Below are 9749 nucleotides of genomic sequence, written 5' to 3'. Positions count from 1 at the left end.
ACTCTCCAGAGAATCTGCGCCGCATAGCCGGCGCAACCGATGAGCCACACGATGGTGGCGCTTTGCAGCAAGAGGCGGGCGACGACGGGCTTGACGTAGTCCATCCAGATGTCGCGCATGCCGACCCAGACGTGATAGAACATCACGAGCAGGGTGACGAAGGTGGCGATCTTGAACCACTGGCGGGCGAACATGCCGGCCCAGCCTTCATAGCTGAAATTGCTGCCTGTGAGGAAGGTCACCAGGATGATGACGGTATAGAGGGCCATGACGATGGCGGTGACGCGCTGGGCCAGCCAGTCGCGAAAGCCATAGTGGGCGCCGACGACGAGGCGCTTGGAGCCGATATTGTTGTGCTTGATGGCCATGGTGTCAGAACACTCCGAACAGTTTCAGTGCGACCAGGAGGGTCAAAAACAGGCTGATGGCCAGCACGCTGGCGGCCGAGTGGCGCGAGCCTTCCTTGCTCAGGCCCATGTGCATGTCCATGAACAGGTGGCGCACGCCGGCGGCGAAGTGGTGCAGGTAGGCCCAGGACAAGGCCAGGATGATCAGCTTGGACAGCGGATGCGCGACGAAGGATTTCATGCTGGCGAACGCGGCGTCGGAACTAAGGCTTTGCTCCAGCAGGTAGAGCACAAAGGGCAGCAGCAGGAACATCAGCGCGCCGCTGATGCGGTGCAGGATGGAAACCACGCCGGCCAACGGCAGGCGGTAGTGCATCAGCTGCGTGACATGGATGTTGCTGTACTGCGGCCGGCTTTTGCTTGCAGTGTTTGACATGGGGAAACCTCATGGGCCCCGCACGCCTGGCATGACTGCCTGCATCGGGACGGTTGGTTGGTCATTCGGGAACCGTATTGTCGTACAACCGCGTTATACTGTCCAATATCTGGATGGTCTGGCTGATATCTATTTTAGAGATACCAAGATGGAATTAAGGCATTTACGCTATTTCCTGGCGGTCGCGCAGGAAGGCAATGTAACGCGCGCCGCGGAAAAGCTGGGCATCGGCCAGCCGCCGCTGAGCCAGCAGATTCTTGCGCTGGAACGGGAACTGGGCGTGCCGCTGTTTCGGCGCACCGGGCATGGCGTCACCCTGACCGAAGCCGGAACGGCGCTGCTGGCCGATACCAGACGCCTGCTCGACGATGCGCAGCATGCGGTGCAGAATGCCCAGCGCGCCGGCCGCGGCGAGACCGGGCACCTGAGTCTCGGCTTTACCGCGTCGTCGGCCTTCAACCCGGCCGTTCCTGCGCTGATACGCGACTTCCGCAATGCCTACCCCGGCGTCGGACTGACCCTGATGGAAGGCAATACCACCCAGTTGCTGGTGCACCTGGAGGAAAGGCGGCTGGACCTGGCCTTCCTGCGCCCCGGCCTGCATTCCTTCACCGGCATTGCGCTGTACCAGATCGTCAACGAGCCGATGAAGGTGGTGCTGCCCGCCAAGCATCCGCTGGCAAGGCACCGCAAGCTGGCGCTGTCGCAGCTGGCCGAGGAATCATTCGTGCTGATGCCGCGCGAAGCCAGCCCCACGCTGCACAGCGAGATCCTGTCGGCATGCCACGAGGCGGGTTTCGAGCCCAGGCTGGGCCAGCCGGCGCCGCAGCTGTCATCGGTGGTAAGCCTGGTGTCGGCGGAATTCGGCATTTCCATCGTGCCGGCGTCGGTCAGCCAGATCCGGGCCGAGGGCGTGGTGTATATCGATATCGCCGGCGCCAGCGTAAGGACCAGGCTGGCGCTGGCCTCGCGTGAAAACGATGGCTCGGCGAAGACGGCGAATTTTCTGAACGTGGTCAGGCAGGCGCGCGAGGGCGCGGCAGACATGGCAGGCGGCGCAGGCGGCTGAAGCGGGTGCGGCCGGACCGGCCGCGCTGCCCGCATCAGGTGCCTACTCGATCTTCGCGCCCGAGTCCCGCGACAGCTTGGCCCAGAAGGCGTTGTCCTTTTTCAGGAAGGCAGCGAAGTCGGCGGGCGAGGCCGATAGCGACACATCGGTGCCCTCGCGCGCCAGCGCGGCCTTGACTTCGGGCCGCTGCACCGCCGCCGCGGTGGCGTCGTACAGCTTCTTCACCACGTCCGCCGGCGTGCCGGCCGGCACGAAGAAGCCATACCAGAAGTCCAGCTGGTAAGCCGGCAGGCCGGCTTCCTTCATGCCGGGCAGGTCCGGCACCAGCGGCGAGCGCTCCAGCGTGCTGACCGCCAGGCCACGGAGGCGGTTGGCCTTGATGAAGGGCAGCACCGACGGCGGCGTCGCAAAGGTGACCTGGGTGTCGCCGGCGATCACGGACTGTATCGCCGGCGCGCCGCCCTTGAACGGGATATGGGTGATCTCGGTGCCGGCGAGCTGGTTGAACAGCACGCCGCCCAGGTGCGGCGCCGAGCCGCTGCCGGCGGAGGCGAAGTTGAGCGTGCCCGGCGCCTTCTTCGCCGCCGCGATCAGCTCGGCGATCGAGGTGATGCCCAGCGATGGATTGGCCGCGATCACCAGCGGCGAATTGGTGACCTTCGTCACCGGCACCAGCGACTGCACCGCCGGCTGGCGCTTCGGGTCGAGCGCCGGGTTGACCGAGATGCTGCTGGGGCTGGCGATGAGCACCGTGTAGCCATCGGGCGCGGCCTTGGAGACGAAGTCGGCGGCAATGCTGGAACCCGCTCCCGGCTTGTTTTCGATCACCACCGGCTGGCCTAGCGCGCGCGACAGCGCCTCGCCGACATTGCGGCCGACATAGTCGGCGGCGCCGCCGGGCGTGAAACCCACCACCAGCCTCAGGGGCCGGTCGGGATAGGACTGCGCGGCGACGTTCGTGCACAGGCTGGCAAGCGCCAGCATGGAAACTGCGGCCCGTGTTGCGGTGTTCATGTTGTCTCCTGGTTGATATTGACATGCTCGTAGGCATGTTCAACGGCGATCACGATCTTTCCCGGATAGGCATTCGCTTCCATCGCGGCCCGCGCTGCGGCGAGCTGGCCGAAGGAATAGACCCTGCCGATCAGCGGGCGCACCCGGCCGTCGGCCAGCATCGGCAGCACTTCCTGCCGGAAGCGTTCCGCGGCCGCGGCCCGCGCGGCGCCGCCGACCTGCTTGTTGGACACGCCGAACAGCACCAGCCGCCGCGCATGCAGGGCCTGCAGGTCGATGTCGGCATGCAGCACGCCGTCGACATAGCCGACGGTGGCAAGCCGGCCTTCGAAGGCCATGCAGCGCAGGCATTCGGCAAACACCGAGCCGCCGACGGTATTGATCACCAGATTGACGCCGGCGCCGCCGGTGGCCCGCATCACCGCATCATGGAAGTCGGGGCCGCGGGTGCAGAGGCCGACATCCAGGCCCTGCGCAGCGAGGGCGTCGAGCTTGGCCTGCGAGCCGGAGGTGCCGATCACCCGCGCGCCCAGCGCATGGGCCAGCTGCAGCGCGGCCGTTCCCACCCCCGAGGTCACGCCGGCGACCAGCAGCCATTCGCCGGCGGCAAGCCGGCCCTGGGTCATCAGCATGTCATGCGCGACCAGGTAGGTGATCGGCGTGCCGGCCGCTTCCGCCCATGACAGGCGCTCGGGCACCGGCATCGCTTCGGCTTCGTTGATGACCGCATATTCCGACAGCGCCCCGGGAAAGCGGCCCATCACCCGCTGGCCGGGCAGGAAGGCACTTGCGCCCTGCCCTGCGCGCACCACCACGCCGGCGCCGTCCAGGCCGATCGCCTTAGCGCTGCCGGCCTTGGTCAGGCCGTGGCCGACGATGAACTCGCCGCGGTTCAGGCTGGCGGCATGCACCTTCAGCAGCAGCTGGCCCGGCCCCGGCTCGGGCACCGGCACGGTTCGCATCTCGATGCGCGGCTCGGCCGGCGCGGTATCCATCCACCAGGATTGCATTTCCATCAGCTTGTCTCCTCCACCCGGCGCTTTGCGCCTGTCTGCTGTTTATTTGCCCTTGAATACCGGCTTGCGCTTTTCCATGAAGGCGCGCCGGCCCTCGGCATAGTCCTCGCTCTCGAAGCAGTTGCGGATCAGCGTCTGGCACAGTTCGCGGTCGAGGTCGGGCGACGGCTTCAGGATCTCGGCGATGATGCGCTTGCCGGCATGGACCGTGAGCGGCGCGTTAGCCGCCATCGCGCCGGTGTACTCGGCCAGCAGCGCGTCCAGTTCGGCCGGCGGCGCGATGCGGCTCACCAGGCCCAGCGATTTCGCTTCCTGCGCAGCTATCCTGCGGGCAGTGAAGAACAGGTCCTTGGCGGCGCCGACGCCGATCAGGTCCACCAGGTTCTTCAGTGCGGAATAGCGATAGCCGAGGCCGAGGCGCGCGGCCGGGATCGAGAACACCGCATCGTCGGCGGCAATCCGGATGTCGCAGCTGATGGCCACGTTCACGCCGCCGCCGATGCAGTAGCCGCGTATCGCCGCCAGGGTCGGCTTGGCGCACTGGTAAATGCTCATCAGCGCCTCTTCCGCCATCGCCTCATAGAACTTCACCGCTTCGCGCGCGGCGCGCATGTCCTCGAACTGCGAGATGTCGGCGCCGGACACGAAGGCCTTCCCGCCCGCGCCCGAGAACACCACCAGGCGGATCGCATCATCCTTTTCGGCCTGCGCCAAGAGGGACGGAATGGCCTGCCACATGTCGACCGACAGCGCGTTGTGGCGGGCCGGGTTGTTGAAGCGGATGTGCAGCGTGGCGGCGTCCACCCAGACTTCAACGCGATCGGTCGGGGACTGGTAGGCGGTGCTTGATTCAACTGGCATAGGGTTTCCTGCAAAGGGTGTGGTGCAAATCGATGGATGAACAACGGTGGGCCAAGCGGCCCGCCGCTTCAGAACACGCTGGCGGCGCGCAGCCGCTGGATCTCGGCGGCATCCAGGCCCAGTTCGGCCAGCACTTCCTCGGTGTGCTCGCCGCGGCGCGGCGCGGCGCGGGCGATGGTGCTGGGCGTGCGTTCCAGCTGCACCGGCTGGCCCACAAGGCGCTGATGTCCGAGATGCCTGGACTCGACTTCCTTGACCATGCCCAGGTGCTGCACCTGCGGCTCCTCGAACACGGCGCGCACGTCGTTGATCAGGCCGCAGGCGACGCCGCCGGCATTGAACCGCTCGATCCAGTAGGCGCAGTCCTGGTCTGCCAGGCGGCGGTTGATCTCCGCATTCAGGCTGTCGCGATTGACCGAGCGCCCGGCCTTGTCGTGATAGCGGGCATCGGCGATCCATTCCGGCGCGCCCAGGATCTCGCAGAAGCGCTCCCAGATCTTGGAGCCGAACACCGCGATGTTGAGATAGCCGTCGCGCGCCTTGTAGACGCCGGTGGGGATGCTGGTCGGATGATAGTTGCCGGCCTGGGTCGGCACCTCGCCGTCGATCAGCCAGCGCGAGGTCTGGAAGTCCATCATGTAGACCATCGATTCGAGCAGCGAGGTATGCAGCCATTGCCCCTTGCCGGAGGCGCCGCGCTCCAGCAGCGCCACCAGGATGCCCTGCGCGGCGAAGATGCCTGCGCACAGGTCGGCGATCGGGATGCCGACCCGCACCGGGCCGTCGCCCGGCAGGCCGGTCACGGACATCAGGCCGCCCATGCCCTGCGCGATCTGGTCGAACCCGGGGCGCGACGCATACGGCCCGGTCTGGCCGAAGCCGGAGATGCTGGCATACACCAGGCCGGGATTGTCCGCGGCCAGGGTGTCGTAATCGATGCCGAGCCGGAACTTCACGTCCGGCCGGAAATTCTCCACTACCACGTCGGCGCCGGCGATCAGGCGCTTCAGCAGCGCGATGCCTTCCGGCTGCTTCAGGTTCAGCGTCACCGAGCGCTTGTTGCGATGGGTGTACTGGTAGTCCGAACCCTCCTGGCCGCCCAGCGTGTCGTCGCCGCGCATGTGTTCCGGCATCTGGACCTGGATCACGTCGGCGCCCCAGTCGGCCAGCTGGCGGCAGGCGGTGGGGCCGGCGCGCACCTGGGTCAGGTCGATCACGCGGAAACGGGAAAGCGCGCTGGATGCGGGCATATGCGGCATGGGAAGGTCTCCAGAATTTTTTTTATCAGCGCGGCAAGTATCACTGCCTGGCATTGAAAGTGTCAACACTTTGATCACGATCGTCGACCATTTTCCAGGATTGGGATCGCCTCCCGGGTGGCCGCGCCCTGCCCCGGTGATATACTTCCGGCCCTATGCGGCCGCAGCGATTCGCGGATGCGGCCATCGGCGACCAGCCTTCACCAGTTACCGGGAATGACCAGGCACATGACCACGCCGCAAACCAGGCCCGAACAGGGACTCTCGCTGTCGATCGCGGAGCAACTCAAGCAGTTGATCTTCACCGGCGAGATCGCGCCGGGCGAGCGCATCAACGAAGCGGCGCTGGCCCTGCGCATGGGCACCAGCCGCGGCCCGATACGCGAGGCGATCCGCATCCTGACCGGCCTGGGCATCGTCACGGCTGTGGTCAACAAGGGCGTGTTCGTGCGCAAGATCTCGGTGCGCGAGATGCTGGACATCTATGAGCTGCGGGCGCTGGTGTTCGGCTTCGCGGCCCAGCGCGCCGCCGAAAACATCACCGACGCCGAGCGCGCCGGATTCGAGCGCCTGCTGGCGCAGATGGACCAGGCCGCGGAAAGCAATGACGGCGCGCTGTACTACGACCTCAACCTGGAATTCCATGCGCTGATCCTGCGGCTGTCGGGCAATGGCCGGGCGCAGCAGGCCTACTTCGATTATGTGAACGAGCTGCACCTGTTCCGGCGCCGGTATTTCAATGCGCCCGGCAACATGCGCAAGTCCAATGCCGAGCACCGGCTGATCTATGACGCCATCGCCAGCGGCTCGGCGGCCCGGGCCAAGACCATGGCGGAGCGCCATGTCTGGTCCGGCCGCCAGCGGCTGCTGGCGACGCTGGACCGGCAGGTCTGAGCGGCTGGCAGCTGCCTCGTTGCCTGCCCGGGGGCGCGGCGCGATGCATGCCTTGCGGCACCGGAATGGCCGCAAGGCCGAACGATCAGTGACGGAATGCATCGAACTCTTCCGGGCGCGGCAAGCTTGATGACGCCGGCCGGCTCTTTATACAAGACTGGCTTGGCAAAGGCGAGATGCGGCGTATGCTGAATCGACGCCCGCCGCCGGGCCGGCCCGATTATCCACATCGACTGATCTCATGGAAAGCAACGAATACGGCAACACCGCTGCCGGGCCCGCACCGCGGGATAGCGGTTCATTCAGGTCCAGGCTGGAACGGGCCGGCAGCAGGGTGCTTGCCGGCGGCACCCGCCTGGGCGAGTTCGAGATCGTCGGGCTGATCGACGAGAGCGAGGTCGGCATCACCTATCTCGCCTACGACCAGGCGACGCGGCGTGACGTTACCGTCTGGGAATACATGCCGGCCAGCCTGGCTGCACGCGGCCGTTCCGGCCATGTCACGCCGAAGCGCGACGCCGACGGGCAGCCATTTGCCGCGGGCCTTGCGGCCTTCCTCAGCGAGGCCAGGGTGCTGTGCCGTTTCGATTCGCCGTTCCTGGTCAGGATAGTGCGGTTCTGGGAAGCCAATGGCACCGGCTACATGGTCATGCCGTTCTACCAGGGCATGCTGCTGCAGGAAGCGGTGGAAAGCGGCCGCATCCAGCCGAACGAGGACTGGATCAAGTCCCTGCTGGCCCAGTTGTTCGAGCCGCTCGAGATGATGCATGCGGCGCATTGCTATCACCCCGGCATCGCGCCCGGCAACATCCTGCTGCTGGCCGACGGCCGGCCGCTGCTGCTCGATTTCGGCGCGGCGCAGCGGGTGCTGGGCGCGGGCGGCCATGGCCCCGCCGCCGATATGCGCAGCGGCTTTGCGGCGATCGAGGAATACGACGACATTCCGAACCTGAAGCAGGGGCCGTGGACCGATGTCTATGCGCTGGCGGCGGTGGCCTACTTCCTGGTGGCCGGCAGGCTGCCGCCGCCAGCGCCGTCACGGGTGGCCAACGATGCGATGACGGCGGCGCAGCAGGCCGGCGCGGGGCGCTACAGCGCCGGCTTTCTTGCCGCGCTGGACCAGGCGCTGGCGGTCAGGCCCGAGCATCGCTTCCAGTCCATCAGCGCATTCCGGCAGGCCCTGGGCATCAAGCCCGGCGCCCGGCAGGGCATGCCGCCGGCACGGCCCGGGCCCGACCGGCATGAACCGTCCGGCATGGGCCACGCCGGCGGCGATACGACGCCGATGCGGCAGCCGGGAGCGCATGCCGGCATCCATGCCCCGGATGGACGGATGACGCGCCAGCCAGCCCGGTCGCGGCGAACCACCTGGGTGGCGGTGCTGGCCGGGCTGCTGGTGCTGGCCGCCGCCGGCCTCTGGACCCTGCGGCAGCCGGAGCAGGCGGTCGTGCGCACCGGGCCTCCACCCCCCGCCGCTGCCACGGCCAGCGCCGGCAAGCCTGAAGAACCGCCAGCCGTTGCCGCAGCGCCAGCGCCTGAACAGGTTCCAGCGCCGGCTTCGGCTGCACCGGCTCCGGCCGCGCCCGCTGCGCCCGCACCCGCTGCGCCCGCCGCGCCCACCGGCGCCACCCGCGAGGAAGCGCAATGGCTGCTGGCATCCAGCCTGAACAATGCGGCCGCCTATGAATCCTATCTGCGCGACTATCCCGATGGCCGCTTCGCGCCGATCGCCCGCGCCGCGCTCGAGCGCATCCGCGCCGTGGCGGAGGAAACGCCGCCGGCGCCCTCGCCTGCCGTGACCGCGGCCAGCGAGGAAGAGACCCTGTGGAAAGCCGTGCGCAATATCGACATGCCGCTGGTCTATGAATCCTTCCTCGGCAAATACCCGAACGGCCGCCATGCGGCCGACGCCCGCGCCCGGCTGGCGCGGCTGCGCCCGGCGCCGGCGGAACCGCGCCCGCTGCCAGGCCAGGCCCGGCAGGAACCCGCCGGCAGGCCCTTTGCCGGCAGTACGGACAGCCGCGCTCCTGGATTGTCGGCTGGCGCCAGCGCCGCGCCGTCCCCGCCCTCGCCGGCCCGGCCGGCAACTGAAGGCAATGCGCCGTCGCCGCAGCCGCCGGCACCGGCCCAGCCGTCCCAGGCGCCATCGGACAGGGTCGCGCTGGCGCCACCGGCGGCGCCGGCCGCCGCGCCGCGCGGCGAGCCTGCCAATGCCGCCGCGCAGGAAGCGGAAAGCGAGCGCGAACCGGCGCCCGAGCCGCCGCTGCCCAGGACCCGCACGCTGCGGCTGCCGAACCAGATCATGACCGGCGACTTCACGCCCGACCCGGTGACGGGCCTGGTATCCGGCCGGGGCCGCATCATCTGGGACAACGGCGACCAGTTCGACGGCACCATGGTGCGCGGCCAGAAGGAAGGCCGCGGCGAATTCCGCTGGGCCAACGGGCAGCGCTACAGCGGCGACTGGTCCCGGGACCAGCCCAACGGCAGGGGCACGATCCAGTATCCCAACGGCGACCGCTACACCGGCGACATGCGCGCCGGCCTGCCCAACGGCAGCGGCACCCTGACCTTCGCCAACGGCAACCGCTACCGCGGCGAAGTCAGGGACGGCCTGCCCAACGGCACCGGCGTCAACCGCTTCGCCAACGGCGACGTCTACAGCGGCGCCTGGAGCCGCGGCAAGGCCCAGGGCCAGGGCCGCTATACCTGGGCCAGCGGCGACTACTGGGAAGGCGAGTTCAGCAACGATGCCAAGACCGACAACGGCAGGCTGGTGTCGGCCGCCCGGCCGCAGGGCAACGGCAATGCGCCGCCGCGGCGGGCTGAATGATCCGCCTTGCCGGCAGGGGC

Annotated in this window: 9 protein-coding genes; 3 read left to right on the top strand and 6 right to left on the bottom strand. The window is 68.0% G+C overall.

Features of this window, described 5'->3' with window-relative positions:
* The coding region (gene sdhD, locus IGW04_RS22490) for a succinate dehydrogenase, hydrophobic membrane anchor protein (protein WP_194715335.1) at window positions 1-368 on the bottom strand (368 nt) is incomplete at its 3' end.
* Window positions 369-372: 4 nt separating this feature from the next.
* Complete coding sequence (gene sdhC, locus IGW04_RS22485) at window positions 373-783, bottom strand: succinate dehydrogenase, cytochrome b556 subunit (RefSeq protein ID WP_194715334.1); 411 nt, start codon at window positions 781-783, stop codon at window positions 373-375.
* Between the two features lie 148 nt (window positions 784-931).
* Here sdhC and IGW04_RS22480 point away from each other — a divergent pair, with 148 nt between their 5' ends.
* Complete coding sequence (locus tag IGW04_RS22480; RefSeq protein WP_194715333.1) at window positions 932-1852, top strand: LysR family transcriptional regulator; 921 nt, start codon at window positions 932-934, stop codon at window positions 1850-1852.
* A gap of 42 nt (window positions 1853-1894) precedes the next feature.
* Here the strand turns inward: IGW04_RS22480 and IGW04_RS22475 are convergent, their stop codons facing one another.
* From IGW04_RS22475 to IGW04_RS22460, 4 genes are all read right to left on the bottom strand, one after another.
* Window positions 1895-2866 (bottom strand): Bug family tripartite tricarboxylate transporter substrate binding protein, encoded by a 972-nt coding sequence (locus tag IGW04_RS22475; RefSeq protein WP_194715332.1) that lies wholly within the window; start codon window positions 2864-2866, stop codon window positions 1895-1897.
* Entirely contained in the window at window positions 2863-3882 is a 1020-nt protein-coding gene (locus tag IGW04_RS22470) for a quinone oxidoreductase family protein (RefSeq protein WP_228527325.1), read from the bottom strand. The genes IGW04_RS22475 and IGW04_RS22470 overlap by 4 nt, the downstream gene beginning before the upstream one ends.
* A 42-nt stretch (window positions 3883-3924) precedes the next feature.
* On the bottom strand, window positions 3925-4743 hold the full coding sequence (locus tag IGW04_RS22465) for an enoyl-CoA hydratase (RefSeq protein WP_194715331.1): 819 nt from the start codon (window positions 4741-4743) through the stop codon (window positions 3925-3927).
* A 68-nt stretch (window positions 4744-4811) separates the two neighbouring features.
* Complete coding sequence (locus IGW04_RS22460; RefSeq protein ID WP_194715330.1) at window positions 4812-6002, bottom strand: CaiB/BaiF CoA transferase family protein; 1191 nt, start codon at window positions 6000-6002, stop codon at window positions 4812-4814.
* 228 nt (window positions 6003-6230) lie between these two features.
* Here IGW04_RS22460 and IGW04_RS22455 point away from each other — a divergent pair, with 228 nt between their 5' ends.
* Together IGW04_RS22455 and IGW04_RS26085 are read left to right on the top strand one after the other, a co-directional pair.
* Window positions 6231-6896: a GntR family transcriptional regulator gene (locus IGW04_RS22455; RefSeq protein WP_194715329.1), complete on the top strand. Its 666-nt coding sequence runs from the start codon at window positions 6231-6233 to the stop codon at window positions 6894-6896.
* A gap of 241 nt (window positions 6897-7137) precedes the next feature.
* Window positions 7138-9729 carry a protein kinase domain-containing protein gene (locus IGW04_RS26085; RefSeq protein WP_194715328.1) on the top strand — a complete coding sequence of 864 codons (2592 nt, stop codon included), beginning with the start codon at window positions 7138-7140 and terminating at the stop codon, window positions 9727-9729.
* The last annotated feature ends 20 nt before the right edge of the window (window positions 9730-9749 follow it).

Source organism: Noviherbaspirillum soli, assembly GCF_015352955.1.
Lineage (GTDB): Bacteria > Pseudomonadota > Gammaproteobacteria > Burkholderiales > Burkholderiaceae_D > Noviherbaspirillum_A > Noviherbaspirillum_A soli.
Note: the sequence above shows the minus strand (reverse complement) of the source record. Positions and strands in the feature narration are given on the sequence as shown.